This is a genomic window from Aestuariibius sp. HNIBRBA575 (assembly GCF_040932005.1).
Taxonomy (GTDB): Bacteria; Pseudomonadota; Alphaproteobacteria; order Rhodobacterales; family Rhodobacteraceae; genus CANLNM01.
Map to the genome: position 1 here is coordinate 337,501 of NZ_CP162414.1, position 25,286 is coordinate 362,786.

Consider the following 25,286-nt stretch of genomic DNA (forward strand, 5'->3'; position numbering starts at 1 on the left):
ATGTAACGGGGCTCAAGCCATGAGCCGAAGTCTAGGATGCAATTTATTGCATGGTAGCAGAGCGTAGTGTGACATAGTTCCATGCGTCTTTAACCTTCTTCGGAAGGTGTTGGACGCAAGGAGCTTTCGATGAAGCCGGGGCGTGAGCCATCCGGTGGAGAGATCACTAGTGAGAATGATGACATGAGTAGCGACAAACAGGGTGAGAGACCCTGTCGCCGAAAGTCCAAGGGTTCCTGCTTAAAGCTAATCTGAGCAGGGTAAGCCGACCCCTAAGGCGAGGCCGAAAGGCGTAGTCGATGGGAATCAGGTTAATATTCCTGAGCCAGTAGGACGTGACGGATCTCGAAGGTAGTTCATCCTTATCGGATTGAATGGGCTGCTGAGAGGTTCCTGGAAATAGCCCTACATGAGATCGTACCCTAAACCGACACAGGTGGACTGGTAGAGAATACCAAGGCGCTTGAGAGAACTATGTTGAAGGAACTCGGCAAAATACCTCCGTAAGTTCGCGAGAAGGAGGCCCGGTTTCTAGGCAACTGGAAGCTGGGGGCACAAACCAGGGGGTGGCGACTGTTTACTAAAAACACAGGGCTCTGCGAAGTCGCAAGACGACGTATAGGGTCTGACGCCTGCCCGGTGCCTGAAGGTTAAAAGGAGGAGTGCAAGCTCCGAATTGAAGCCCAGGTAAACGGCGGCCGTAACTATAACGGTCCTAAGGTAGCGAAATTCCTTGTCGGGTAAGTTCCGACCTGCACGAATGGCGTAACGACTTCCCCGCTGTCTCCAACATAGACTCAGCGAAATTGAATTGCCTGTCAAGATGCAGGCTTCCCGCGGTTAGACGGAAAGACCCCGTGCACCTTTACTACAGCTTCGCACTGGCATCAGGCACAATATGTGCAGGATAGGTGGTGGGCTTTGAAGCAGGAACGCTAGTTTCTGTGGAGCCTCCCTTGAGATACCACCCTTATTCTGCTTGATGTCTAACCGCGGTCCGTTATCCGGATCCGGGACCATGCGTGGCGGGTAGTTTGACTGGGGCGGTCGCCTCCTAAATAGTAACGGAGGCGCGCGAAGGTTGGCTCAGACCGGTCGGAAATCGGTCGTTGAGTGCAATGGCAGAAGCCAGCCTGACTGCGAGACTGACAAGTCGAGCAGAGACGAAAGTCGGTCATAGTGATCCGGTGGTCCCGAGTGGAAGGGCCATCGCTCAACGGATAAAAGGTACGCCGGGGATAACAGGCTGATGGTGCCCAAGAGTCCATATCGACGGCACCGTTTGGCACCTCGATGTCGGCTCATCTCATCCTGGGGCTGGAGCAGGTCCCAAGGGTATGGCTGTTCGCCATTTAAAGAGGTACGTGAGCTGGGTTTAGAACGTCGTGAGACAGTTCGGTCCCTATCTGCCGTGGGTGTAGGATACTTGAGAGGAGTTGCCCCTAGTACGAGAGGACCGGGGTGAACGTTCCACTGGTGGACCAGTTGTCGTGCCAACGGCAGTGCTGGGTAGCTATGAACGGACAGGATAACCGCTGAAGGCATCTAAGCGGGAAGCCCCCCTCAAAACAAGGTATCCCTGAGGACCGAGGTAGACTACCTCGTCGATAGGCCAGAGATGTAAGCGCTGTAAGGCGTTCAGTTGACTGGTACTAATGGTCCGATAGGCTTGATTTGATCCAGTAATAGCAAGGCATTACTCGGACAAAAGCATACACAAACAATGTACGAAACTTGGAACTGATGTTAAGGGCGACCAAAAAGTCGCCCGTGTTCTTTCCTTGGTTTGGTGGTCATAGCACGAGTGAAACACCCGGCTCCATTCCGAACCCGGCCGTTAAGCACCGTTGCGCTGATGGTACTGCATCTTAAGGTGTGGGAGAGTAAGTCACCGCCAAACCTAGAAAAGAACAAATTCTCTCTAAACGATATCAAAATCCCCAATCAAACACCCTGGGGAATACATCCTTGGCGCGGGATGGAGCAGCCCGGTAGCTCGTCAGGCTCATAACCTGAAGGTCGTAGGTTCAAATCCTACTCCCGCAACCAATGAATAATCTTATTACATTCAACACCTTATTATTACATTCAACACCTTAAACGCCCCTTAGGGCGGCATTCGCGTTTGTACCCTAAATCACAGTGCTACAACAGTGCTACGGAAAAGGTGCAGAAAGAAGGGTAAGCTGCGAAACAAGACATGCGCGGTGAACCTCACCAACAGCGGCTATGTGCAACTGGTACCCTTTGCAAAGTCACGCGAACGGCCCAATTCGGACCTTGGCCGGTGATCTGGAACGCTGCGGCACAACCGCGATTGTATCTTCTGTTCTGGTCATGGTTTAGGCTGCCTTTGCTTTTGTGTATTCGAATAGATCACCAGCCAGTTGGCCAACTTGACCACGGACGGTTTCAACTGCAAACTCAGGTGCGGTTTCAGGGCCGCCCGAATTGAAGGGGGGCGCAGGGCGGTATTCCAACAAAAGTTGCATGGTATGTGCCACAGGTTCCCCGATCACTTGGGCAACGATGGTCAAGGCAAAATCAAGACCGGCCGTCATGCCACCGCCCGTAATGCGATTGCCCGAAATGCAAATACGTTCGTCCACTTGTTCAGCATTGGGGAAGTTGGCCATCACTTCGGTAAATGCCCAATGCGTTGCTGCTTTGTGACCGTCCAGCAAACCAGTTTCGGCCAATATCAACGAACCCGTGCAAACTGATGTGACATAATCCGCGTTTTCACCTGCTTTGCGCAAAAAATTGATGACGTCTTGGTCTTGAATTTGAGCCAGCACATTGCCGCCGCCAGCAACAACCAGCACGTCAATATCGGGGCAATCATCAAAACCATATTGCGGCGTTAGATAAACACTCGAGTAACAAAGCAAGGGTTCAGAGGTTTTTTGCGAAAGTGAACACCTCAATTCCCGGTGTCATGGCGAAGAATTGCAGCGGCGCATAGCCATCGATCATTGTCATATTCTCGAATATGTAGATTCCAACTTTCTTAGGGGCATCTGACATCAGTTTTTCCTTTGGTTTCAGTTTTGAATGCGAAAGCGTTCGCGGTATTCCTGAGGGTTGACGTTGAGGGTACGGTTGAAACTGCGGCGCATCCGATCTGCGTTTTGAAAGCCCGTCGCAGAGGCGATCAGATCGATCGGCATATCCGTTGTTTCAAGATAGGATTTGGCGGCGCGTACACGCATTTTTTCAATGTATTTGGAAGGTGTATCACCAACCTTTTCGACAAACCGACGTGCAAAATTCCGAGGGCTCATTGCGCTCCGATCTGCCAATGCTTCGACGTTCAGATCTTTGTCCAGATGATTATGAGCCCAGATAAGGGTTTTGCCGATTGCATCGGTTGCAGCCTCGCTGGGCGGCAAGAAAGAGCTAAACTGAGACTGCCCACCGGGACGTTTAAGAAACATCACCCACATCTGGGCAACCGAAAGTGCTATCTCGGCCCCAAAGTCCCGTTCTATAAAAGCCAAAGCAAGATCTATGCCCGCCGTTATTCCCGCGGAGGAAAAAACATTCCCGTCTTGCACAAAGATCTTATCCGCATCGAGCTGAATATCAGGAAAATCGCGCGCGAGTTTTTCAGACCAGTACCAATGGGTTGTGGCTTTGCGGTTTTTTTAACAGACCTGCGGAGGCAAGTATGAACGCTCCGGTGCAAATGCTCGCCACACAATTGGCGCGCTGAGACAACATTCGAACGGCACTGCACATTTCGGGGGTTTGATAAATTTCAACGGCACTTTCCCCTCCTGAAATCATCAGAATATCGATGGGACCATTGTTCAAATCTCCAAGAGCCAATGTGTCGATTTTCAATTGTGCCGGGCTTGTAGACACCAGTCCGCCGCCCAGTGAAAACATCTCAACCTGGTACACCGGATCCGGTGCTTGAAGAGCCATTTTTGCGCCAGCGAGCACATCCACCGGCCCAATTGTGTCCAGCGAGCTGGCACCGTCAAAAGTCAACATCACAACCCGTTTGGGCTGGTTAGGAGTACGGGTGCTGGTTTTATCAACGAATTGCATTGCGAAAGTATCGCTACAGTTTGTCTTGGCTGCAATGACGCGCAACCGTCATTTTCCGCCAAGATGAAACACGAGATCAACAGGGAACAACGTGAATTTAGGTTAAACTGGTTTTTATACTGAAAACGTCATCGCCACGTTCCCAGCGATGTTAAGATTTGACCATCAGCTGATGATTAGTTGTTTCTCACTCAGACCGATGCAGACATTGGCTGCAATACAAAAATTCGGCTGTTAGGGCTCAAACCGGGCATTCGCTGCTTTTGCAGATCTTGTGATATAAAGCGCTGTCAACGTCTGGTTGTCGCTATGGGAGGGAATGGTGGATCGGAGAATCTACCATGCAAACACCGAATTTACCGGCCATTCGCGCACTTCGTCCAGCTTGGAACAAGGGTCTCATCGTCGGCCAAAAGCTCCCGCTGCAGCCCAAACATGTCTGGGCCATCCGCGTTCGGCTCGAATTGGCCGAGAACCATCGCGATCTGGCTTTGTTCAACATGGCAATCGACAGCAAGTTGCGTGGCTGCGACCTCGTCCGGATTAAAGTCGTTGATGTCATGGCGTCTGGGCAGATCAAAGCCCGCGCATCCGTTCTGCAAAGCAAAACCCAAAAACCGGTTCGGTTTGAAATCTCGGAGGGCACACGGGCATCGGTCGCGACGTGGATGAAAGATCCGCTGATGGTCGGGTCCGAATTTCTCTGGCCGGGACGCTTCCACGAGCGCCTTCATATTTCAACGCGCCAGTACGCCCGTATCGTGCGGGACTGGGTGTCGTCGATTGGGCTGGAGGTAACTGCTTACGGCACCCATTCAATGCGACGCACAAAGGTCACCCAGATCTATAAGAAGACGGGCAACCTGCGTGCCGTTCAGCTTCTGCTGGGTCACACCAAAATGGACAGTAACGTGCGATATCTTGGCGTCGAACTTGAAGACGCCATGGCAATCGCGGAAGCTATTGAAATATAAGCGTTTGGGCCGTTCGATATGGACGGCCCTTTCCGGACATTCATCGCGTCAATACACGCCACAGCGCAGCCTCACCGAACCGATCAATCGCCGCGAGCGCGAAAACAATACCTAGGCCGAGGTCAGGAACGCGGACGAAGTTGCAGTTGATCATATTCGTCTGAATGTCTGCTTTGGCTTAAGAGGTTCAGTTGCTGCGCGGGCGAAACGGTTCCAAGACTTCAACGTCGACTGTCTTGATGCGTGCAAAGCGTTCAGTCGGATCGTTTTCAACGGTCCAGCTATGACGGGTCTTGGCAACCAGTTCGGACCCATCCGGCACGATGCCCGCCCAGTCAAAATCAACAGTCACCGCATAGGTGTGGGCTGCTGTTTCTGTAGCGGTAAAATTACTTATGACATGTGTACTAGCAACGACCTGAGAACCTGGTCCTGCAAGCCATTCCTTGAACCCATCAAAGTCGGTGATCGCACCACTTGAGAAGTTTAGAGAAAATTCGTCAGCAAGAATTTCACGCACGGGTTCGGGGTTTCTGGACGGGTCCTCAATCAGAGCCAACCAGTAATGGACAAGACTAAGCATCCGGTTTTCGGCATAGGCGTCTTTAAACGTCTCACCTGTGGATTCACTATTCTGCTCGATCAGCACGTTTGACAGAAGCGGCAGCACAGTTGCGCCTTGGACCAATTCGACTGTGTAGCTCAGTTCAGCTTGTCGCACCGCCTCATCGGGTAGCATCCCTTGGTTTTGGTACACGATTTGCGCAGTCAGCGTCATCGCACCATTTTCGCCATGCGCAATCTCGGTCGATTGGACATGATGGGCGTTTTGCCAAGTATCGGGTAGCTGAGTCACGCGCGCTGCATAATCATCATGCCCGTTAGCCGTGCCTAGCCCTGACGTCACCACGACGTCTTCGCTCAGAATATCAATCGCATTTGCAATGCCACCCTGTGGTCGCTCGTAGAACTGATACCAACGATGATATTGTGCGAGTGCTGCGTGTTCCTGAAAGCCGTGGCGAATTTCGTCTTGTGTCATCTGTGCAAATCCTTGTGTGACAGAACCGACAAAGAGAAATCCGGATAGAAGGACTGTTGACTTACGCACGGTGTATCCCTGACTTATCTAAAATGAACCATTGCTCATTTTATAGATCAAGCTTCGATGGCCCGCCAGCACAAAGAGAAAATCTCAGCGGAGCGGGCAGGATCTGGCGCTTCTCCGCTAAGTGCAGTGGCCCTACCAAGCTGCATTACTGGCGCAGACAAAACTGTCATAATCGAATCTAATGTTATGTCACGTATCACCCCATCGCTGATGGCTGTTTCAATGACGGTGCGAATGTCATGCGCCATTTGCGCAATCTTCTCACGATCTTCCAAGGTTAAGATCGTATCGTTTACAATCAGTTCCGCGAACAGGAACGACTTTGGCTCCTTGTGCGCAAAATGCAGGTTGGCGAACCACATCGACTGAACTTTCGCTTTCGAGTCCGTCACATTATCCGCCGCGTCAATCATGGACTGGTGAATTTCACCTTTGATCGCCATATAGGTCGCTCGCAAAAGCTGATCTTTGCTGTCATAATATCTGTATATTGTTCCCACAGCGAGACCAGCGCGTTTTGCGATAGCGTTCACAGACGCCGCAGATGAGCCAGAGACAACGACCTCAGCAATGGTTGCAGCACGGATATCGCCTAACTTGTCTCCGGTTTTCCGTTTAGCCATAGGTCCAGTCGCTAGCGTCATGGTGAGGGGCTTCACATTAGGACTGATGCTGGCATAAGGCCAGAACAGGTTAGAAGGTCTTTGGAGCTTTTGCATCAAGCAACTACACTGTCTCGTTCTGCTGCGGTGCGCGCTTTCTAAATCACATATCAATTGTGCCTGACCGATTCAGCCGTCGATTACATCGGGGATTTCAGCGTGGCCTCAAAACTATTGTCGACTCCCAATTGGTCATGCGGGCTGAAAATGTGACCGACACGCTGGACTTAGCGTTGAAGGCATCTAGTCCCGCAATGCAGGCATCGGCGCTGTGTATCCAAGGTTTGGTCTAAACCAAAATGCCCGGTCGCTGCGCCTTGATCCGGTTTGGACAGGCGCAGCGCTGGGAATTGAGTGTCCTACAATCGCAGTTTAATAGCTGTAATCGCCGTAAATGCGGCTCAGGTCGCCGTTCCAGTCCCCGTTGTAGCGGTCCATCAATTCGTCCGCTGGGGTTTTGCCTGAATCCAGACTTTCCTTTAATGCGTTCAGGAAATGGGTTTCATCCGGGATCAAGCCACCCGCGCCGGGGCGGGCACGGGATTTTAACCCAGCTTCAGAAATGGCGACCACTTCGCGGGCCAAATCGTGCATTTTGATTTTGCCAACCTCGGCCTGCAACGCATCGACAGACGCGGCCACGCGCAGGGCTTCGCGGGTTTCTGCATCCCAACCTTTGACCAAATCCCAGGCCGCATCTAGCGACGATTGATCATAGGTCAGGCCAACCCAGAACGCAGGCAGCGCACAAAGACGACGCCATGGGCCACCATCTGCGCCACGCATTTCCATATATTTCTTGATCCGCGCCTCAGGAAAGGCGGTCGTCAGATGATCGGCCCAATCCGACAAGGTGGGCGTTTCACCGGGCAATGCGGGCAGTTTGCCCTGCAAAAAGTCACGGAAACTTTGACCCAACGCATTGATATATTTGCCATCGCGATAGACAAAATACATCGGCACATCGAGCGCATATTGAACGTACCGCTCAAATCCAAAGCCTTCTTCGAAAACAAAGGGCAACATGCCGGTGCGGGCATCATCCAGATCCCGCCAGATGCGGGACCGCCATGATTTATGACCGTTTGGTTTGCCCTCAAAGAATGGCGAATTGGCAAACAGGGCCGTGGCAACAGGTTGCAGCGCCAAGGCGACGCGCAGTTTTTGCACCATGTCTGCCTCGGATCCGAAATCGATGTTGACCTGAACGGTACAGGTGCGGCGCATCATGGACCGGCCCATCGTGCCAACTTTGCCCATGTAATCGTTCATCAGGGTGTAGCGGCCCTTGGGCATCAATGGCATCTGATCATGGGTCCAGATCGGAGCCGCGCCCAGCCCGATGAAACCAACGCCAATTTCATCAGCGATATCTTTGACTTCGCGCAGATGCACGTTCACTTCATCACAGGTTTCGTGGATCGTTTCCAACGGAGCACCCGACAATTCCAACGCGCCGCCCGGTTCCAGACTGACATTTGCGCCGTCCTTTTCCAGACCGATCAATTTGTCGGCTTCCAGCACGGGCGACCAGCCGTGGCGATCCCGCAACCCTTCTAGAACGGCCTGAATGGACCGCGCGCCTTCGTAAGGCAGAGGTTTCAGCGTGTCTTTGCAATAGCCAAATTTTTCGTGCTCGGTGCCAATGCGCCAGTCTTCTTTGGGTTTACATCCATCGGCCAGATATTCAGCCAATTGTTCGTGCCGCTCAATGGGGCCGCCACCGGATTGTGGAATGGACATGAGACGTTTCCTTTGATTTGCGACCCGACGGGTGCGCGCATTTGGGTTCCTAGACGCCAACACGTGAAGCCAGAAAACGCCCATGTCAATGCGTGACGCTTTGCGAATATGGCCTCTGGTTGGTAGCGTTTTCGTGATTGAATTCCGTTATCGTTTGAAAACAGTGGATTAGTGCAGCCGCCGGACGGTTTCGGATTGCCCGGACATCCAGATATTGACGGTTTGGTCTGGGTTTTCTTTTAACGCGGCCAGCATCGGTTCTGTGCGGATATTGGGCAGTGCGACAAACAGGTCAAATAAGGCATCTGCGCCTTCTGCATCGACGGGAATCGACAGGATTTCACCGTTTTCGGCTGTTAAAACCCATTGCGCAGCAAGTTGGCCGCGCGGCATCAGGTCGAGCCGCGCCAATGTGTCCAAATCCTGCGCACCGCCAGAATGCGGCCCAAAATAGACCAACCGTCGTTCATCAATTGTCACGACACCTGCACCTCCGCCACCTTGGCGGAACCGCAAACGTTGTATTCCCGCAAAACCCAATGCGCAGGCGATCAGCACCAAGAGCCAGCCAAGCCCCTGTAGGATCCCAAACGACCACAGCCCCCATCGCAGCCCCATCAGGCCAATCGCAACGGCGAGGATCACTTCGCGCCAATTCCACAGGGTAGCGCGGGCTTCTGGGCGGATCAGGCTCATGTCAGGACCTCTGGATTGGTGAACAATGTGATGCTGAAATGGCCGATATGTTTGAACCCGATGGATTCATACGCTTTTTCAGCTGCCGTGTTGGCGGCAAATAGCACGGAACGCGGCACGCCTTGGGCGGCGGCCTGTTGCAAATGCAGGGCAACTGCGCGGCGGGCATGACCCTGACTGCGTTGTTCGGGCGGGGTAAAGACGCCCCCGATTTGCACCAATTCAGGCAATTGCGCGTTAAATCCGGTCATCGCAACACAGGCGCCGTTTTGGATCAACATCTGGTGGGACCCGGCGATGATATAGGCGTCGATTTCGTCCATTGCACGGGGATAGGCCTGATCTTGGGGGGTGCCTAATGCCTCTGTCTGATAGGCGGCGCGCCATGGGACCGCAACGTCGCGCATGGTGATGTCCAGCGGGACGATATGACCGGGGTGGTCCGGCACAATCAGGTCACACAAGTCCAGCGCATATAGCTTTTCGCGGCTAGCCAGGTTGGTCGGGGCGTGGGTTAAATGGGTTGCAGCCAACAAGGCCGCGCATTGGTCCGCCTGCCCGATCACCCCTTCGATATGCTGCCCGATCAGCAGGGATGCAACTGCCTGCCAATCCGTGGGACCGGGCAATTGCGGCATGATCATCCCGGTGGTGGAAATCCCGAAACACCCGGTGATGTCCGCCCCGACCTCGCGGATGAAATACCGCATGGCGCGCGGATGGGTGCCGCCAAGCGGACCGTGATCACGCAAATTTAACAGCAAAAACACCGACGTTTCGATATGGGCGACCAAAAACGCCTCTAGGGCGGGCTGATCGCTCAGACGCGCGGGCCTGAATTGGGTCATCCCCAATCCCCGAATTGCTGCTGCCAGAGGGTCATGGCCGCAACAGCCGCCGTATCTGCACGTAAAATGCGCGGTCCAAGGCTGATGCGATGCGCATAATCCTGAGTGCGCAGACGCACACGTTCAGCTTCGGAAAACCCGCCTTCGGGACCGATCAAAATGGCCCATGGCTGCGCGCGTAATCTTGCCGAGGGCGGCGTGCTGGCATGGCCGACCAACGCTTCGTCACAAAACATCAATTGCCGCTCGTCAGGCCATTTGTCCAAAACCTGTGACAGTTTCTGCAATGGCATGACTTCGGGCACATATGTGCCACCGCATTGTTCGGCGGCCTCAACCGCGTGGGCCTGCAGGCGATCCTGCCGGATACGATCGGAATTGGTAAAATCGGTCGAGATCGGACAAATCCGCGCCGCGCCCATTTCAGCGGCCTTTTCGACGATAAAATCCGTGCGTGCCTTTTTGATCGGTGCAAAAAACAGCCACAAATCAGGGGGGCGCTGCAAGGGGCGGGTTTGTTCCAGACAGGTCAGAACCCCGCCGCGTTTGCCTGCCTCGGTCACTGTGACGCGCCATTCCCCGTCAATGCCGTTAAACAGCAACAATTCTTCGCCACGGGCCATGCGCATCACCCCAAACAGGTAATGTGCCTGATCCCGATCCAAAGGAACGGTTTGCTCTTCCCCCAGCGGGTGATCTACAAAAAGTCGTACAACAGAAGCCATAGGCGAACATATGACCGGCAAGAGCGAGATTCCAAGCCCCAAGGGCCAAGTTTCTGACGCAGTTTCAGGGAATTGGGTGGATCACCATGCCCCGGCATGGTCGCGCCCCTATTTGCGACTGTCGCGCGCGGATCGGCCGATCGGGACCTGGCTGTTGTTATTGCCCTGCTGGATGAGCCTTGGTCTGGCGGCGCTTTATACGCAAACCTTTGGTTTATTTGATCTTTGGATCGTGGTTGGCTGTGCTATCGGCGCGTTTTTGATGCGCGGTGCGGGCTGCACGTGGAATGACATCACCGATCGCCACATCGACGCCCAAGTGGCCCGCACCCGGTCGCGCCCCATTCCGTCCGGGCAGGTCAGCGTCAAACGCGCGCTGGTTTGGCTGGCGGTGCAATGTCTGGTGTCGTTGGCGATTTTGCTAAGCTTTAACAGCGCGGCGATCATTCTGGGATTTGTGTCGATCATCCCGGTGGCGATTTACCCCTTTGCCAAACGGTTCACGTGGTGGCCGCAGGTGTTTTTGGGTGTGGCGTTCAATTGGGGCGCACTGATTGGTTGGACCGCCCATACAGGACGGTTGGATGCCCCCGCGATTGCGCTTTATTTGGGTGGGATTGCATGGACGCTGTTTTATGACACGATCTATGCCCACCAAGACACCGAAGATGATGCCCTGATCGGGGTCAAATCCACGGCGCGTTTGTTTGGTGATAAATCCCCGCAATGGTTGCGCCGGTTTTTGATGGTTGCCGTTGTTTTCATCGGGTTATCCGCCATCAGCGCCACATCGGAACGATCCATGCTGTCACTGGTTGTCGCCGTTGGCGGTGCTTGGGCGATGGGGATGCACATGATGTGGCAATTGTCGCGGTTCAAAGCCGATGACGGGGATCGGCTGGTTCAATTGTTTAGATCCAACCGCGACACAGGGCTTATTCTTGTGCTGTTTTTCGCCGTTGCATGGTTCCTATGATTGAACCCTGCGCCACAAGGCCCTAGAGAGAGGGAAACATTCATTAAACGCGAGACGCCATGCGCCTGTCTTCTGTTCTGATCCCCTTTTCAGCGTTCGTGATTGCTGCGTTTGCCTCTGGCATTGCGGGTCGGATCGCTGTTGGTAGCGTTGAGGAACGTTCGGTTGTTGGGGTGCGCGAAGCGTTGGCCGATGAAGGTCAAGGCTGGGTCAGTGTGCTGGCAGATGGGTTGCAAGTCATCCTAGAAGGCGACGCCCCATCCGAAGCGGTGCGGTTTCGGGTCATCACCATTGCAGGCAAAGTGGTCGATGCAAGCCGCGTGATCGACAATATGGACGTGCAGGACACAGCCGGAATTGAACCGCCGGCCTTTGCCATGGAAATTCTGCGCAATGACGGTGGCGTGTCGCTGATCGGGTTGATCCCCGCAGATACAGATCGCGATGCGCTAAACGCCCGCATTCAGGCAATCGCCGCTGGTTTGCCCGTGACTGATCTGTTGGAAATGGCGGATTATCCGGTGCCCACGGGCTGGGGCAGCGCGATGGGGTTTGCGCTCAGCGCACTCGAAGATTTGCCGCGATCCAAAATTTCAGTTGATCCCGGCCATGTTGCAATCACGGCGATTTCCGACAGCGCCGATCAACGGCGCCAATTGGAAAGCATGCTCAGCCGCAATGCCCCGGATCGCATTACGATGGATCTGGAAATTTCTGCGCCGCGCCCGGTCATTTCGCCATTTACCACCCGGTTTATTCTGGATGATCGCGGGGCCCGGTTTGATGCCTGTGCCGCGGATACCGCCCAAGCGCGCGATCAGATTATTGCCGCCGCAACCGCCGCCGGTCTGGAAGGACAGGTAAGCTGTACCTTAGCGCTGGGCGTGCCATCACGCGCATGGGGCGACGCCGTGGCGATGTCGGTCGCGTCTTTGGGCGAAATGGGCGGTGGCATGGTCACGATTTCGGATGCCGACATCACGTTGGTCGCCCAAGAAGGCGTGCCTCAGGCCGTGTTTGACCGTGTGGTTGGCGAATTGGAAAACGCCGTCCCGGACGTGTTTGCCGTGGATGCGACCCTGCCGGTGACCCCCGACGCAACCGAAGAAGGCCCCCCACAATTCACCATCACACTCAGCCCAGAGGGGCTGGTGCAACTGCGCGGCAAGGTAAGTGGTGAATTGTTGAACATCACCGCCGAAAACTACGCCAAAGCCAGTTTTTCGGGGGCACAAGTGGTGATGGGCACCCGCATGGCCGAAGATTTGCCCGCCAGTTGGACGATCCGCGTTTTGGCTGGCATCGAAGCTTTGTCGAATTTGGCTGATGGCGCCGTGATCGTAGAACCGACAAACCTATCGGTGCGCGGCAATACCGGCAATGCCGACGCCAACGAAGACATTTCGCGCCTGTTGATCAGCAAATTGGGCGAAGCGGCCAATTTCAGCGTCGATGTGACCTATGTTGAACGTCTGGACCCAATTGCGGCGCTGCCATCCCCAGAGGAATGCATCGAAAAAATCACCCAAGTGTCGGCGGACCGCAAAATCACCTTTGAGCCGGGATCTGCAACCATTGACGCAGGTGCGACGGATGTGGTCGATGACATTGCCGAAATTCTGCGCGCCTGTTCTGACCTGCGCATTCGCATTGCCGGATATACCGACAGTCAGGGCCGCGAAGAAATGAACCAGCAATTGTCCAAACAGCGGGCCGAGGCGGTTCTGACCGCGCTTCGGGTGCGCCGCGTGCCGACAAATGCCTTTGTCGCCGAAGGGTTTGGCGAAGCCGACCCCATTGCGGACAACGACACAGAAGAAGGCCGCGAGGCCAATCGCCGGATCGAATTCAGCCTGATCGTGCCCGAGCCGGTCGAAGAAGTCGTCACCGGACTAGAAGCGATCGAAGCGCCGCTGGCGGATGCCGCGGACACCCCAACGACAGACAATGCCCAAGAGGCCGAAGAAGGGACCAACGATGAACAGAACTGAGTTGATCATTGCCACGGCGATCATCCTGTTTGTGGCGTTCTGTCTGGGATGGTTTGCCAGCTGGCTGGTAAATCGGCTGACCCGCGTGACCAAAGCTGAGATCGGCGAATTGGACCGGATGGCCCAAGCCCTGCACGAAGCTGAGGAAACACGTGATCAGGCGATCACCTATTTGCAGCAGCGTGAGGCAGAAATGACCAATCAACTGTCCCAAACCGAAGCCGAACTGCGTGCGGCGATGGATGGTCTGCGGGATGCCCGTCACGAAGCCGAAGAATTGCGCAGCTATATCGAACGGCAGAACAGCTAATTTAGCTACTGCCGTTAATCGGGGACGTTATCAACGCCCGACCCGCCCCATGGGTGGCAGCGGCCAATGCGCCGGGCGGCCAGATAGCTGCCTTTGATCCCACCATGTTTGCGCAACGCTTCCATGGCATAGGCCGAACAGGTTGGGTGATAGCGGCAGCCATGCCCGACCCACGGTGAAAACAACAACCGATAGGCCCGCACAGGCAGCGATATGACATAGGCCAGCGGGGTCATGTATGCACTTTCGTCAGGGCATGACGCAATTCGTGACGCAATTGATCCAAGGGCAATGACGCCGTCAGGTCTTTGCGCCCGACCAGCACGTAATCCCAACCGGGTTTGCCGTGAACGGTCAGCTCCATCCGTGCGATTTCACGCAGGCGGCGTTTGGCGCGATTGCGTGCCACCGCGTTGCCGACCTTTTTGGAACAGGTGAACCCAACCCGCCAGTGATCGTGATCCACCTCATCCGCATCCCGGCGTCGCGCCTGCAGATGTAGCCCGGTTGTGCCTTGGCGTCGCGCCTTGGCTGCAGCCAGAAAATCCGACCGTTTCTTGAGCACAATCAAACGTGCAAAAACCGCCGCGGGCGGACCCATGGCGGTTTGCATCTTGTCTTGGTCCTGTGGTGTGGTCCCATTCATAGGGCGCACACGCCGACGCTTACGCGCTCAGCGACTTCCGACCGCGTGCGCGGCGGTTGTTCAGGATTTTGCGGCCGGCTTTGGTTGCCATGCGGGCGCGGAAACCGTGGCGGTTCTTGCGAACCCGGTTGGACGGCTGGAACGTACGCTTCATCGCGGTGTCTCCGTATTCATTACGTTGGGCCGTTCCGCGCAAAGGATTCGCTTGGATCAAGGCCGTGATCAATTCGAACCCGGTCTTTAGGCCCCACAACCGAATGTGTCAACGCATCTGAGCCGAGATTCCCATAAGAAATCTGTTCAGCGGCAATAAATTGTTACAGTTTCATGTGCCAAGCCTATCAATACTGAAACATCCACCGGTTTGCCATCAACCGCGCGTGATCAGGGTGGGACTTTGCCGGTGTCACCTCCATGTAATGTGCAGAATGGAAAACATCCAAAGGGACAGGACAATGACTGATATGGTTGATCGCCCCACAAATCCGATCCTGCGCCGCCTGCCGCTGATTACGATCCTAGTCGTGGCTGTGCTGGGCGCGTTTTTTCTACGTGATTACCTAAGCTTCGATGCATTGCGCGAAAATCGTGAGGCGTTATTGGCCATTCGCGACGCCAATTATCTGCTGACGGTGATGGCGTTTGTTGGTCTTTATATGGTGGTGGTTGCGTTTTCACTGCCCGGCGCCACAGTGATGACGCTGACGGGTGGTTTTTTGTTCGCCACCTTCCCCGGGGCGCTGTTTAATGTCACAGGCGCCACATTGGGTGCGACGGCGATTTTTCTGGCCGCACGCTGGGGGCTGGGCGCAAAATTGGGCGCAAAGTTGGAAGGCTCCGAAGGGGCGGTAAAGAAAATCAAAGACGGGATTGATGAGAATCAGTGGTCGATGCTGTTTCTGATCCGGCTCGTGCCGGCGATTCCTTTCTTTCTCGCCAATCTGATCCCTGCCTTCCTAGAGGTGCCCCTGCGTCGGTTCGTCATTTCGACCTTTCTGGGCATCATCCCCGGCGCGGTTGTCTATACATCCGTCGGTGCCGGCCTGAGCGAAGTGTTCGCCCGTGGTGAAACCCCAAATCTGGGCATCATATTTGAACCACACATCCTGTTGCCGATCCTTGGCCTATGTGTGCTGGCTGTCCTACCCATTCTGATCAAGGCCATGACCGGCCGCAAAGGAGCGTAATCCGTGACCCATATTAAGACTGACATCTGCATCATTGGTGCAGGCTCTGGTGGCTTGTCTGTTGCGGCAGGGGCCGTGCAAATGGGCGCTGACGTGGTTCTGCTCGAAGGGCACAAAATGGGCGGGGATTGCCTGAACTTTGGCTGTGTCCCGTCCAAGGCTCTGATTGCGGCGGGCAAACAGGCGCATGTTTTGTCCCATGGTGCTGAATTGGGCGTGTCCGATGTCGCCCCACAAGTGGATTACGCCAAAGCCAAGGATCACGTGGCCGATGTGATCGCCGCCATTGAACCCATGGACAGCCAAGACCGGTTCGAAGACATGGGCGTGCGGGTGATCCGCGAATATGGCGTCTTTACCGGTCATAATACGGTGCAAGCCGGGGACCACACGATCACCGCGCGCCGGTTTGTGATTTCCACCGGGTCTGGACCGTTTGTGCCGCCGATCCCCGGATTGGACGATGTGCCGGTCTATACCAACGAAAACATTTTCGATCTGCGCGACCAGCCGGACCATTTGATCGTGGTTGGTGGCGGTCCCATCGGTATGGAAATGGCACAGGCGCATCGCCGTTTAGGGTCCAAGGTCACTGTGATCGAAGGGGCCAAGGCGATGGGCAAAGATGACCACGAATTGGCCGCCATTGTGCTGGAAAACCTGCGCGCAGAAGGCGTCGAAATTTTAGAAGACGCGCTGGCCGAAAAGGTCACAGGCAAAGCGGGCGACGTCACGGTGCATACCACTCAGGGGCCTGTCACCGGGTCGCATCTGTTGATGGCTGTGGGCCGCAAGGTCAACGTGGACAAGCTGGACCTGCACAAAGCGGGCGTAAAGTTTGACCGACGCGGCGTTGGGGTCGACGCGTCCCTGCGGTCTGTATCCAACCCCAAAATTTATGCAATCGGCGACGCGGCGGGTGGCCTGCAATTCACGCATGTGGCGGGCTATCATGCGGGTGTGATCATCAAATCCATCCTGTTTGGCCTGCCCAGCAAAGCCAAAACCGACCACATCCCATGGGCGACCTACACGGATCCTGAACTGTCCCAAGTGGGCCTGACCGAGGCGCAAGCGCAGGACAAATACGGCGATAAACTTGAAGTGGCGCGGTTTGATTTTCACCACAATGATCGCCTGATTGCCGAACGCAAAAACAAAGGCCTGATCAAGGTGATGGTGGTCAAAGGCCGCCCTGTTGGCGTGTCCATTGTTGGGCCCATGGCAGGCGAATTGATCGGCATGTGGGCCATGGCCATCGCCAATAATATGAAAATGTCTGCCATCGCTGCGACGGTATTGCCCTATCCCACCGTAGCAGAGATTAACAAACGCGCAGCGGGCGCCTATTTTAGCCCCAAACTGTTTGAAAGCGACAAAGTGAAAAAAGTGGTACGGTTTGTACAGAAATGGCTGCCGTAAGCCACGAAAAGGAAACGCGCCATGCTGAATTCCCTATCCGGAAGGTTCCTGATCCTCACCACCGTCTTTGTGATGCTGGCCGAGATCTTGATCTTTGTGCCTTCTGTGGCGCGGTTCCGCGAAGATTACCTGCTATTGCATCTGGAACGGGCGCAAATCGCGTCATTGTCCCTGCTGGCCGACGACATGATCGACGCCGATTTGGAAGCAGAGCTGCTCAGCAATGCTGGGGTGTTCAACGTGGTGTTGCGCCGTGATGAAATCAGCCAATTGATGCTGTCTTCGACCATCCCCGCGCCGATCCACAAATCCTTTGATATGCGCGATGCCACGGCCTGGGTGCTGATCCGCGATGCAATGATGCGGCTGGTCGATACCGAAGATCGGATTATCCGCGTGATCGGCAATCCGGTGCAGGACGGTGGCCTGCTGATCGAAGTGACGATGGAAACGGCAGGTCTGCGGGCGGCAATCATTGATTATGGCCTGCGCATTTTGATCCTGTCAGCGGTCATTTCCGTGTTCACAGCGGCATTGCTCTTTATTGCTGTGCGGGCATTTTTGGTGAAGCCCATCAAATCGGTTGTGCATCAAATCCAGCACTACGCCGCCGCCCCAGAGGATGCGCGCCGCATCATCATGCCATCCGCTGGCGTGACTGAACTCCGCGAAGCCGAACTGGCCCTCGCCACAATGGAAGAAACGCTGACAGGTGCCTTACGTCAAAAAGATCGGCTGGCCCAACTGGGCGAAGCCGTCAGCAAAATCAGCCATGATTTGCGCAACATCCTGACATCTGCACAATTGTTTACCGACCGGATGCAGATGGTCGACGATCCGACAATCCAACGTCTGGCCCCCAAATTGGTCGGCTCGATCACGCGGGCGGTGAACCTGTGCGAATCCACCCTGGCCTTTGGCAGCGTCAACGAACCTGCCCCGCGCCTGACCCGCGTGCTGGTCAGTGATTTGTTCAGCGATGTGATCGACAGCGAACGGCTGGCGGTTGGCGACTATGACCTGTCCTTTTCCGAAGATGTTGCGGCCAATTTGTTGGTGCGCGCCGACGAAGAACAATTGTTCCGTGTGGTCGCAAATTTGGCCCGCAATGCGCGTCAGGCTATCGTTGCGTCTGGCAAACCCGGCGAAATCTGCCTGTCCGCCTACGAAGAAGACGACAATTGGTGGATCAAAATACGCGACACCGGCCCCGGCCTGCCACCCAAGGCACAGGAATTTCTGTTTCAGCCCTTTCAAGGTGGGATTCGCAAAGGCGGGTCTGGGCTGGGTCTGGCCATTTCAGCAGAGCTGATCCGCGGTCATGGCGGCGTATTAGAGCTAAGCCGCACGGATGAAACCGGTACAGAATTCGCAATTTGCCTGCCCAAAGGCGATGCAATGATAATTCCTTCCGATTAATGCAATTTCGCTCTTGCAATGGATTACCGTGGGGGCTACATCCGCCACACCCCGCGCGCTGGTAGCTCAGTTGGATAGAGTACTTGACTACGAATCAAGGGGTCGGGGGTTCGAATCCTCCCCAGCGCGCCATTATCCAATTGTGAAGCGACACATAGTTGTGCCTTTTGCGACAGAGTCTTTCCATTTTCGACGCATAGGTTTGCCTTTGGCGGGTTCTGCTTCTCGTGATCATGTTTCCCCTTTCAACGCTGGTTTTGAGCAAAGCGCTTTAGCGCGCCTGCCTCTGAAACCTGCTCCCGGCGAGGGTTGGGGGTAGCAAGTGCAATACAATTCGACTGGGTAGGTGCGGCCCGCAGGCGCAGCCGAGGACACGGCCCTGCCTAATTGTGTTGTAGGTGCGTGGGGACAACGTCCCCTAGCTCTTGTTCAAAGAAAAGGGCGGATTGCGGTCGTTCGCTGCGGATGCGAGGTCGCATCTTAAAACTCGAGAGAGCGGACGTTCAAGACAGATGATGGAAACTTTTGCTTTGCAAATGGAACGAAAGGCGTCATCGGTTTGGCGCTTGATGCAGTAGGCGTTGTGGTTATGAAAATGGCTCAGGAAAACATGAGATCGATCAACTATGCATATGATGAGTTTTGTCGTGCGCTTCGTCGATTGCCAGATACTATTTTCGGCTTCTCGAGTTTGGCGAAGGTCGACCTCGATGAAGCAGTTGGAAACCTCGATAGTGCTGTCTATCAAGTCCTTTCGTGTTATCACAGTCTTGCTGACGCATCGCGAGATACATACGACTGGATGGACCAACCGGGCGCTAGAACCCTTATCGGCATTCGTAACGCGCGACATCACAATCTTGGGTCTCGGATTCGTGGTTTTGTTTCAATGGCTTTCAGGGGGCAAATCAGCAGCACTCAAAGTTACTGGACCGTAGCTTATCAGCCCGAAAGCCAAAGCAGTCTGCCACATTATCTACCGGATATCGTCGAGTTTTTGGAACACAAAGAAAACCGGCTTTCGAAGAAACGGGCTCTGAAATTTTGGATTATTTGCAAGTCCGCGAGACTGTGGAACACTTCAAGTCTCGGGGCATCGAACCATCACGTCTGTTCTTCAATTTAATGCCAATAATCAGCAATGGAGCCAAAATAGCCATCGATGCGGTGGGATCTGAGTTAGAGGTTCTATCGTTCGATGGAGAGGTCTATCTGGATCACTTCCTTTCGATTGATTACATCGACATGGCTTCTGGCTTGTACAGTTGTCTGCCCTCGACGCTTGCAGGTAAGCCCTACGGAGATTTTTCGTGAAATGGTTCTCCACAAGCGATTACACTGGCCCTAAATTGCAAGTAGGTGACATGCATGTCAGGCGGCGCTATCTGTGTGTGAGCTTAGGGAGATGTAGCTCGGCTCTCGAATAATCCTTTAATAAATTGATATAATTGTAAATTTTTTATTGATGCGTAGGTCCACGACTTGCTCAACTTGTGCAAATGAAATGTTTCCGTTTTTGGCTCCCGAAGTGTAGAGTAGAACAAAACAGAGTTGTCATCATGGCCCGCAGCGACCTTCTTTTATCCCTTGTAAGCGCCGGAGTGTCTGGCGATCAAAAAAAGTTGCGCTCAGCAACCGAAGCGTTGATCGCTGAGGAACGCGCAAAAAATCACAATATTCTTGCTGACCGTATAGAGCGAACGCTGTCTAGCATTCCTGTTGCCGCACCGGCTTTAATGACCTCCAGGAAGCCAGCAGGAGACGAAAAAGAGGCGATCTTGGAAGTTGAAGCGAGGGTTCAACTTGATGAGCTGATGCTTCCGCTGCCAGTGCGTGAGAATGGCCGTCAGCTTATTGAAGAGCACATGCGCGCCGACGTGTTGCGCGCACATGGGTTTGAACCGAGACACCGGGTATTGTTGTCTGGACCGCCAGGCAACGGGAAGACCTCTTTTGCAGAATCCATTGCGGAGGCATTGGGACTTCCCTTCTTCGTAGTTCGCTATGACGCTTTGATTGGAAGTTACTTAGGTGAGACCAATGCGCGACTGCGGAAATTATTCGACTATGTCCGCACACGACCATGTGTTCTATTCTTTGACGAATTTGACGCTATTGGTAAAGAACGAGGGGACAACCACGAAACTGGTGAAATAAAGCGTGTTGTTTCGTTCTTGTTGATGCAGCTCGATCAGCTTCCAAGTTATGTCGTGACTATTTCGGCAACCAATCATGCTGAATTATTGGACAAAGCGGTCTGGCGAAGGTTTCAAATCCGCTCAGAGTTTCCTACGCCTAGCGCAAGCCAAACGAAAGCGTTCCTAGAAAAAATCCTAGGGCAGTGGCCGGATCGCCCCAAGTTAAGCACCGCTACGTTGTCTAAGAAGCTCCGAGACTCCAGCTTTTCAGAAATAATTGATTTTTGTCAAAATGTTCGACGGAGACAAATTCTTGGATTGGGTGAAGTCTCTGTCGACACCGCCCTTAAAGTTGAGTTAGAACTTTGGGATAGTAGAGTAAAGCCAAGGGTAATTGATGCCGACGAATTTGGACATGCCGCTCCTGAGGCTAAAGGCAGGGCGCGCGCAAAGAAGGCAACCAGGTAATTCACAGTTTGTGCCTCCACCGGAATCATTTGACCAAAATAGGCAAGTTGAGCGGATAGGCCCTAAGTTCGATCAATTGGCGGCACTTATGGATGCTTCCTCCAGCGGCTTGGAGGTTCGATCAGATCCCACAGCACTCGCACCAGAAAGGCTTCTGGTTTTTGAAGTTCGTGGGGCCATATCAAGTTTTGCAAATGCTATTCGCAACGTCCCGGGCCTGGAGTTGATCGACGAAGAGGCCTTTCCTGAAGATGACGACGACAAAAATCCTGCCGCTTACTTGCTTGTTCCTAACGACGCAGCATTGAGACAAGTTATGAGTTTGTGGCGCCGTTGGGTAAGCGGTCGAAGCATGGCGACGGGATTTACGCCTTGGCGGGATGTTTTCAACACTCTTAAAGATATAAGAGCTTGGGGGCCTCAAGATCGGATATCAGAGCCAGAGCGGAGTATACTTAATGAAGAAATTCAAGGCCGCGCCGACACAGATCTAGTTTCCATAGAAATCGAACTCGTTTTTCGCCTCGATGGTGATTGGCCCGAAACCTCAGTTTCACAGTCAATTGTTGGAGTTGGGGGTAGAGTGATTTCTCGGGCGCGAATAGATGACATCGCCTATCATGCAATTTTGGCTGAATTGCCAGTCCAGGCCATCCGCGCGATCATTGAACTTGATCAGGATAGCATCGGTGGTCTTGAGCCAATTCAGCATATCCGTCCTCAAAGCCTCGCGACTGAAGCCGGAGTATCTGAGGTCGAGGCAGCCACCGGCGGTAATGCCGAAGGTGAGTTTGGCGAACCAATTTTGGCATTGATTGACGGTGTCCCTGTGCAGCGACATCCTTTGCTAGGACGACATGTAGTTGTTGATGATGTTTTTGAGCTAGAACCGAGTACACCAGTGGACGGTCGATCACATGGCACAGCAATGGCCTCGCTGATTGTTCATGGCGATAGAAATAATAACGAAACACCTATCCGTCGAAAAATAATTTCGGTCCCTGTCCTTGGAAGATATGACCGATTTCCTACAAACCAATTGGTTGTTGATCTGATATATCGGGCAGTCTTGGCATTGAGGGAGGGTTCAGAGCCGTCTGGGCGCTTCATTACGATTGTGAATATTTCGCTGGGAAATAGGCGGCGGCAATTCCATGGTCAACTCTCACCATGGGCACGCTTGCTAGACCGCCTTGCTTACCGGCTAGGAATCTTGTTTCTAGTAAGTGCGGGGAATATTTCTGATGAATTCTGTGTAGAGGGGTTTATCACTAGGACAGCCCTCGAGGATGCCGACGAGCTCGAGCGGTCCTCTGCGATACTCAAATCAATGGATGCGCTAAAGGCAGAGCGAAGGCTTCTTTCCCCCGGGGAGACAGTCAATGGGATCACAGTTGGGGCTCGGAATTTCGATTGGGTGCCCATGACAGAAAGAGGGGCTGCATCTGTCAACATTGAGCCATATTCAGGGTTAGTTCTTGCAAATCCTTCAAGCGCAATGGGTCCTGGCTTTGCAAAATCAGTAAAGCCAGATCTACTTTATCCCGGTTCACGCGAATTATTGAATGTCATTGGCTCTGGTGCGGATGCACTTCGAGTTAAGCCTCCTAACCGCGCAATACGTGCATCAGGGCTAAAAGTTGCTGCACCGCCAAGAAGTGGATTAGAGGCCGCATTGGGCTACACCAATGGGACGAGCGCAGCGGCCGCGCTTGCGTCACGTACCGCGCATAGAATTCATGATGCTTTAGAAGATGAATACGGGCAGGAATTCTTAGAGCTTTCAAGCTTGCAGCGCGCAACTTTGTTGAAGGCTCTATTGGTGCACCCAGCAACTTGGGATAAGCGGTCCGTCTCGCTCATTAAGCAAACTGTTGGGCCTTCAGATGGTCGGCAGCATATTAAGCAAAAAGACAATATTCGACGCTTCCTTGGTTACGGTTCCTACGACTTGGACGACGCTGTCTCCTGCGCAACTGACAGGGCGACTTTTTGGGCGATTGGCGAAGTTGGCCCCGACCAAGTTGTGCCAGTTCAAGTACCAATTCCCGCTGCTTTTGGCGGGAGGGCTCTGCAGCATTCAATTTCTGCAACTCTAGCGTGGATGACGCCAGTTAATGCGGGACGCCAGGGATATCGTACGGTGCGTCTTAGACTAACTGAGCCAACATGGCTTGGTTCATTGGCTTTAGGTGGTTGTTCTGATCAACCAGATAAAAATCAAATGAATCGTGGAACAGTCGCTTCACGGCGATGGTCCGGAGAGAATGCCGCCGTAGTTGGTGAGAATGAAACTGTTGATTTTGAAGTTTCACGGATGCCAGATACCGGGTCAGAAGCTTCAGGGGCAATAACTTTCGCCTTGGCGGTCACGATATCGATGCCAACCGTAAATGAGATTTACCAACAAGTTAAAGAACGGGTCAGACCGGAGTTGCGACAGCGTGTCTAGGGGGCCAACGTTGGTGAATGTCCGCTAAGCGGGTTGCGGTCTCAGCAATGCGGCTGATGAGTTAAAGTCCGGTTAGGGCCGTTTGAAACCAAAACCTAGGAACTGTTGATAGTTTCTTTGTACAGCTTGTACCGTTGAAACGGTTTGCGAATTTCATGGGCTTGCAGCAATCCCGCTTCAGTGAGGAGCTTCTTTGCTGTTTGCCAATGTACGCGGAAATGCCGCGCAACTGAGACCACTGGTGCTTCTAGCTCAGCAACCTTTTTAACTTCGCTATGATTTGCCTCGGTACGTCGTCGCCCACGCTTCAGCACATATCCATTCCTTTTGAACATTTGCCCTAAATGTTGGGCTTTCATCCCTATTTTCTTCGCGACTTGAGCGCATGTGATCTCTGTTTTCCATAAGGAAAAAAGGTCTTTCAGATAGTCGATACCTGCCAGTTCGAACATCTGACGGACGTGCCTTGGGCTGATGTTGAGCCGTTGGGACCAGCGCAAATGATCTTGGCATCTTTTATAGCCGCTTTTGATCTCATCAATGCAGTAAAGCTCGCCGCCACACGTGTTGTTGCGCACGTGAATCGTGGGGCTACCCTGCCAGTCAATAAGTCTATTTTTGAGTAGAAACGCGCTTCATGCGCTTTCATACAGTGGGCCGATATGCGGACAAAGGGTGAATTCGCTGCACTCGCACCAAAGACCGCTTTTTTTGTGCACACGACTTGGATCGAACAACGGCCTTCGTTCAGGTCGCGGCTATTTTCAGGATTCTAATAACCGTCAATTTCGGGGACATTGCCAAGCCTTACAAGGAAGCTTGGGTCGCCGACTTCTCCACTCGTTGGATCTTCAGTAACCATGTAAGCGTCAGCACCTGCGCAATCCTTAGATAGAGCCTCTCGTTCGGCTCTGTTTTGCGCTTCTGACGCTGTGGAATATTCAAATTGCTTGGCAATTTTCAGGTCGGTCTGCCCGTTGCGCCCAGCCGTCGTTTCAACATAAGTCTGGCAAATATAGTGAATCTTTTCTGGGGAAGACTCCGGGTCTGTCATGGATGGTTCCCTTTTATCGGCTGGGGCGATTGGAATATCTGGAAACAGCGCAGGCCGATTTCAGCCTGATTGTAGTGCCTATTGCCAAGCGGAGCACTCAACGCAAAGCAATTTCGCCGAAGCTCAATCATCATTTTGAAACGGTTCTAGAGGGTCGCGTTTTGCGCGCTGTTTTCGCTGTCATTTCGGATGGCGTGTTCGCTTCTCTTTCAAGGCGGGTATTGCGTAGCCGAGAGATCTTAGCAAGTCGTTGTTCCGTTTCTTCCTCGACCATTTGCCTGACAACACGCGTCGTTTTATCCATCGGGGTTTCCGGTTTGGAGTCATACACCTTGAACAGATTGCTTTTTGTGAGTTTCGTCAATTTTGCGTCTCCTTTGTGATTTAGGGTGGTCTGGACCAAGCATG

Annotated in this window: 26 protein-coding genes, 2 tRNA genes and 2 rRNA genes (1 of these 30 running past the window's edge); 15 read left to right on the top strand and 15 right to left on the bottom strand. The window is 53.6% G+C overall.

Annotation, left to right across the window (positions count from 1 at the left end; all coding sequences use genetic code 11):
* The 3 genes from AB1F12_RS01675 to AB1F12_RS01685 all read left to right on the top strand — a co-directional run.
* Positions 1-1,677: ribosomal RNA gene (locus AB1F12_RS01675) — 23S ribosomal RNA — on the top strand; it begins 1,153 nt to the left of the window's first position.
* Positions 1,678-1,785: 108 nt separating this feature from the next.
* A 5S ribosomal RNA gene (gene rrf, locus AB1F12_RS01680) occupies positions 1,786-1,900 on the top strand.
* Between the two features lie 72 nt (positions 1,901-1,972).
* Positions 1,973-2,049: transfer RNA gene (locus tag AB1F12_RS01685), tRNA-Met, on the top strand.
* Between the two features lie 293 nt (positions 2,050-2,342).
* Here AB1F12_RS01685 and AB1F12_RS01690 read toward each other — a convergent pair.
* The 4 genes from AB1F12_RS01690 to AB1F12_RS01705 all read right to left on the bottom strand — a co-directional run bounded on the left by AB1F12_RS01690 (position 2,343) and on the right by AB1F12_RS01705 (position 4,101).
* The gene (locus AB1F12_RS01690) at positions 2,343-2,927 is read right to left on the bottom strand and encodes a DJ-1/PfpI family protein (RefSeq protein WP_368186120.1); all 585 of its coding nucleotides are present in this window, start codon (positions 2,925-2,927) and stop codon (positions 2,343-2,345) included.
* Positions 2,896-3,027, bottom strand: coding sequence for a hypothetical protein (locus AB1F12_RS01695; RefSeq protein WP_368186121.1), 132 nt, complete (start codon positions 3,025-3,027; stop codon positions 2,896-2,898). Before AB1F12_RS01695 ends, AB1F12_RS01690 begins: the two co-directional genes overlap by 32 nt.
* 17 nt (positions 3,028-3,044) lie before the next feature.
* Entirely contained in the window at positions 3,045-3,437 is a 393-nt protein-coding gene (locus AB1F12_RS01700; protein ID WP_368186122.1) for a GlxA family transcriptional regulator, read from the bottom strand.
* 172 nt (positions 3,438-3,609) lie between these two features.
* Positions 3,610-4,101 (bottom strand): DJ-1/PfpI family protein, encoded by a 492-nt coding sequence (locus AB1F12_RS01705; protein WP_368186123.1) that lies wholly within the window; start codon positions 4,099-4,101, stop codon positions 3,610-3,612.
* 296 nt (positions 4,102-4,397) lie between these two features.
* Between AB1F12_RS01705 and AB1F12_RS01710 the strand changes: the two genes are divergently transcribed.
* Positions 4,398-5,030: a tyrosine-type recombinase/integrase gene (locus AB1F12_RS01710; RefSeq protein ID WP_368186124.1), complete on the top strand. Its 633-nt coding sequence runs from the start codon at positions 4,398-4,400 to the stop codon at positions 5,028-5,030.
* Positions 5,031-5,217: 187 nt separating this feature from the next.
* Here AB1F12_RS01710 and AB1F12_RS01715 read toward each other — a convergent pair whose 3' ends face one another.
* The 6 genes from AB1F12_RS01715 to AB1F12_RS01740 all read right to left on the bottom strand — a co-directional run bounded on the left by AB1F12_RS01715 (position 5,218) and on the right by AB1F12_RS01740 (position 10,815).
* Positions 5,218-6,072 (bottom strand): hypothetical protein, encoded by an 855-nt coding sequence (locus AB1F12_RS01715; RefSeq protein ID WP_368186126.1) that lies wholly within the window; start codon positions 6,070-6,072, stop codon positions 5,218-5,220.
* Positions 6,073-6,188: 116 nt separating this feature from the next.
* Positions 6,189-6,764, bottom strand: a complete 576-nt coding sequence (locus tag AB1F12_RS01720; protein WP_368186127.1) for a TetR/AcrR family transcriptional regulator — start codon at positions 6,762-6,764, stop codon at positions 6,189-6,191.
* A 411-nt stretch (positions 6,765-7,175) separates the two neighbouring features.
* Complete coding sequence (locus tag AB1F12_RS01725) at positions 7,176-8,546, bottom strand: glutamate--cysteine ligase (RefSeq protein ID WP_368186129.1); 1,371 nt, start codon at positions 8,544-8,546, stop codon at positions 7,176-7,178.
* Positions 8,547-8,714: 168 nt separating this feature from the next.
* The gene (locus tag AB1F12_RS01730) at positions 8,715-9,242 is read right to left on the bottom strand and encodes a hypothetical protein (protein WP_368186130.1); all 528 of its coding nucleotides are present in this window, start codon (positions 9,240-9,242) and stop codon (positions 8,715-8,717) included.
* Complete coding sequence (locus AB1F12_RS01735; RefSeq protein ID WP_368186132.1) at positions 9,239-10,090, bottom strand: GNAT family N-acetyltransferase; 852 nt, start codon at positions 10,088-10,090, stop codon at positions 9,239-9,241. Before AB1F12_RS01735 ends, AB1F12_RS01730 begins: the two co-directional genes overlap by 4 nt.
* Positions 10,087-10,815 (bottom strand): 16S rRNA (uracil(1498)-N(3))-methyltransferase, encoded by a 729-nt coding sequence (locus tag AB1F12_RS01740; RefSeq protein WP_368186134.1) that lies wholly within the window; start codon positions 10,813-10,815, stop codon positions 10,087-10,089. The genes AB1F12_RS01735 and AB1F12_RS01740 overlap by 4 nt, the downstream gene beginning before the upstream one ends.
* 10 nt (positions 10,816-10,825) lie before the next feature.
* Between AB1F12_RS01740 and ubiA the strand changes: the two genes are divergently transcribed.
* From ubiA to AB1F12_RS01755, 3 genes are read left to right on the top strand one after another with little or no spacing between them, the layout of a single operon-like run.
* Positions 10,826-11,791, top strand: coding sequence for a 4-hydroxybenzoate octaprenyltransferase (gene ubiA, locus AB1F12_RS01745; protein ID WP_368186135.1), 966 nt, complete (start codon positions 10,826-10,828; stop codon positions 11,789-11,791).
* A 59-nt stretch (positions 11,792-11,850) separates the two neighbouring features.
* A complete protein-coding gene (locus tag AB1F12_RS01750) occupies positions 11,851-13,782 on the top strand; it encodes an OmpA family protein (protein WP_368186137.1) in 1,932 nt (643 codons plus the stop codon).
* The gene (locus AB1F12_RS01755) at positions 13,769-14,092 is read left to right on the top strand and encodes a hypothetical protein (RefSeq protein WP_368186138.1); all 324 of its coding nucleotides are present in this window, start codon (positions 13,769-13,771) and stop codon (positions 14,090-14,092) included. The genes AB1F12_RS01750 and AB1F12_RS01755 overlap by 14 nt, the downstream gene beginning before the upstream one ends.
* A gap of 14 nt (positions 14,093-14,106) precedes the next feature.
* Here AB1F12_RS01755 and yidD read toward each other — a convergent pair whose 3' ends face one another.
* Genes yidD through rpmH form a run of 3 tightly spaced genes read right to left on the bottom strand, consistent with a single transcriptional unit; the run spans position 14,107 to position 14,892 of the window.
* Positions 14,107-14,328: a membrane protein insertion efficiency factor YidD gene (gene yidD, locus AB1F12_RS01760; RefSeq protein ID WP_368186139.1), complete on the bottom strand. Its 222-nt coding sequence runs from the start codon at positions 14,326-14,328 to the stop codon at positions 14,107-14,109.
* Positions 14,325-14,705: a ribonuclease P protein component gene (gene rnpA / locus AB1F12_RS01765; RefSeq protein WP_368188219.1), complete on the bottom strand. Its 381-nt coding sequence runs from the start codon at positions 14,703-14,705 to the stop codon at positions 14,325-14,327. Before rnpA ends, yidD begins: the two co-directional genes overlap by 4 nt.
* A 52-nt stretch (positions 14,706-14,757) precedes the next feature.
* A complete protein-coding gene (rpmH, locus tag AB1F12_RS01770) occupies positions 14,758-14,892 on the bottom strand; it encodes a 50S ribosomal protein L34 (RefSeq protein WP_007255172.1) in 135 nt (44 codons plus the stop codon).
* A 301-nt stretch (positions 14,893-15,193) separates the two neighbouring features.
* Between rpmH and AB1F12_RS01775 the strand changes: the two genes are divergently transcribed.
* The 7 genes from AB1F12_RS01775 to AB1F12_RS01805 all read left to right on the top strand — a co-directional run bounded on the left by AB1F12_RS01775 (position 15,194) and on the right by AB1F12_RS01805 (position 23,824).
* Positions 15,194-15,925: a TVP38/TMEM64 family protein gene (locus AB1F12_RS01775; RefSeq protein ID WP_368186140.1), complete on the top strand. Its 732-nt coding sequence runs from the start codon at positions 15,194-15,196 to the stop codon at positions 15,923-15,925.
* Positions 15,926-15,928: 3 nt separating this feature from the next.
* On the top strand, positions 15,929-17,347 hold the full coding sequence (locus tag AB1F12_RS01780; RefSeq protein WP_368186142.1) for an NAD(P)/FAD-dependent oxidoreductase: 1,419 nt from the start codon (positions 15,929-15,931) through the stop codon (positions 17,345-17,347).
* Positions 17,348-17,368: 21 nt separating this feature from the next.
* A complete protein-coding gene (locus AB1F12_RS01785) occupies positions 17,369-18,766 on the top strand; it encodes a sensor histidine kinase (protein ID WP_368186143.1) in 1,398 nt (465 codons plus the stop codon).
* A 55-nt stretch (positions 18,767-18,821) separates the two neighbouring features.
* Positions 18,822-18,898, top strand: a tRNA-Arg gene (locus AB1F12_RS01790).
* Positions 18,899-19,325: 427 nt separating this feature from the next.
* Complete coding sequence (locus AB1F12_RS01795) at positions 19,326-19,892, top strand: hypothetical protein (RefSeq protein ID WP_368186145.1); 567 nt, start codon at positions 19,326-19,328, stop codon at positions 19,890-19,892.
* 433 nt (positions 19,893-20,325) lie between these two features.
* Entirely contained in the window at positions 20,326-21,372 is a 1,047-nt protein-coding gene (locus tag AB1F12_RS01800; RefSeq protein ID WP_368186147.1) for an AAA family ATPase, read from the top strand.
* The gene (locus AB1F12_RS01805; RefSeq protein ID WP_368186148.1) at positions 21,302-23,824 is read left to right on the top strand and encodes a S8 family serine peptidase; all 2,523 of its coding nucleotides are present in this window, start codon (positions 21,302-21,304) and stop codon (positions 23,822-23,824) included. Before AB1F12_RS01800 ends, AB1F12_RS01805 begins: the two co-directional genes overlap by 71 nt.
* Positions 23,825-23,919: 95 nt before the next feature.
* Here the strand turns inward: AB1F12_RS01805 and AB1F12_RS01810 are convergent, their stop codons facing one another.
* Both AB1F12_RS01810 and AB1F12_RS01815 read right to left on the bottom strand, forming a co-directional pair.
* Positions 23,920-24,402, bottom strand: a complete 483-nt coding sequence (locus tag AB1F12_RS01810; protein WP_368186150.1) for a hypothetical protein — start codon at positions 24,400-24,402, stop codon at positions 23,920-23,922.
* A gap of 194 nt (positions 24,403-24,596) precedes the next feature.
* Positions 24,597-24,878, bottom strand: a complete 282-nt coding sequence (locus tag AB1F12_RS01815) for a hypothetical protein (protein WP_368186151.1) — start codon at positions 24,876-24,878, stop codon at positions 24,597-24,599.
* Positions 24,879-24,907: 29 nt separating this feature from the next.
* Here AB1F12_RS01815 and AB1F12_RS01820 point away from each other — a divergent pair, with 29 nt between their 5' ends.
* Positions 24,908-25,261 (top strand): hypothetical protein, encoded by a 354-nt coding sequence (locus AB1F12_RS01820; protein ID WP_368186153.1) that lies wholly within the window; start codon positions 24,908-24,910, stop codon positions 25,259-25,261.
* Positions 25,262-25,286: the final 25 nt, after the last annotated feature.